The organism is Vibrio sp. Vb0667 (assembly GCF_033391095.1).
Genome location: NZ_JAWPOL010000168.1, coordinates 1 through 1,444, shown reverse-complemented (window position 1 = coordinate 1,444; position 1,444 = coordinate 1). Strand labels below are relative to the sequence as shown.

1 protein-coding gene and 1 pseudogene are annotated in these 1,444 nt (G+C 46.3%); both read right to left on the bottom strand.

Translation table 11 applies throughout. The annotated features are described in order from the left end of the window. Positions 1-221, bottom strand: a pseudogene (locus R8269_RS24325) (hypothetical protein); the annotation flags it as partial. 132 nt (positions 222-353) lie between these two features. Beyond that, on the bottom strand, positions 354-1,444 hold a 1,091-nt coding region (locus R8269_RS24320), incomplete at its 5' end, for a DEAD/DEAH box helicase (protein ID WP_318222788.1).

Genomic DNA, 1,444 nt, shown 5'->3' with positions numbered 1-1,444 from the left:
GAGAAGGGACGAATGTAGCCTTTTTGTACGGCGCGGTAGACCTCATCTTGGTCTTCATCAAATTCGATACGAGTGCCGGGCTTTTCGACATCTTGCACGATGGCGTGGCCATTTTGCGTGGTGTAAATATCATTTTGCTGCGCGAAGCTTGGTGCAGAAAGCAGCATCGGGGCGAGGCTGAAAAACAACGCAAGATTTTGAGAAGTCACTGGTTTATACATAGCAAAACCTTTTCTGAAGAGTTGGCAAAATTATATCTAGCTGTACATGAACAGAAAGTGAATCATCGTGTGAACTGTCGGTTCAGTCACATTCACTTTGCTCTTGGCAAACTCACTGGTGCGAATCGAGCGTTATTTAAGTTCATCTTCAAAAATCTTGTCGCGCAACTTCCAAAAGCGCCCAGACTTTCTGGCAATGACAAACTGCGGTAAACGGAAACGGTGTTGATTGGCGACGACTCGTGTAGGCGATGCTTCTTCAAACGGGCGATGTTTATCTGCAAGGTGAGGGCGCACAAACTGGTCTTTAAAAGTTTGCTTCTGTTTCTTGGTGTTTAATGACCAAAACTCATGAACTAACGCATGACCTTCGCCTTGGTATGGTTCCCCTGAATACGTGACTTTGAGCTGTGATTTGCCGTCATTTGATTTGAACACGGACAAGTCCATTTCTGTGCACTCGAAGATCAGTGCGTCTTTCAAATTCAGTGCTTCTTTTAGTTTCTTATCTGGGTCGACCAATGTTGCATCACATTCATGGCATATACGAGCGGCAATATCATTATCTGCGCCACATTCGCCGCAATATTTGGCACGAAAACGGTAGCCACAATGCTCGCGTTCGCCCGTGTCTTCATCTTCAAAGTAACCTTGGCAGCGTCGCCCAAAGTGTTCGAGTAAAAAGCCATTGCTGTCCAATTTACCCCAGAAGTTGTTGTTAAATCCGCAAGCAGGGCAAGGAATAGTAATGATCTCGCTGGTGGAGTCGGGTTTTGGATCTCCCACTTCTGGCTGATACAAATCGTAGCTGTTACCCGCGTAATCGAGTACCAGACATTCATTTTTACCTTCCGATAAACGCAAACCTCGTCCAACAATTTGTTGATATAAGCTGACCGACTCAGTGGGGCGCAAGATGGCAATCAAATCCACATGAGGCGCGTCAAATCCGGTGGTTAACACAGAGACATTCACCAAGTATTTGATTTCACGATTTTTGAAAGCTTGAATGATCGCATCGCGCTCTGGCGTTGGAGTGTCACCAATGACGATGGCGGTTTCGCCTTCTGGCAGCAGGCCGTGAATTTCTTGAGCATGTCGAACTGTTGCAGCAAAGATCATCACGCCTTTACGCTCTCTCGCGTATTGAATGATTTGTTCCACAATCTGAGGAGTGGCGCGTTTGGCTTTGTCGATAACCATGTCCATTTCCGCTTCTTTGT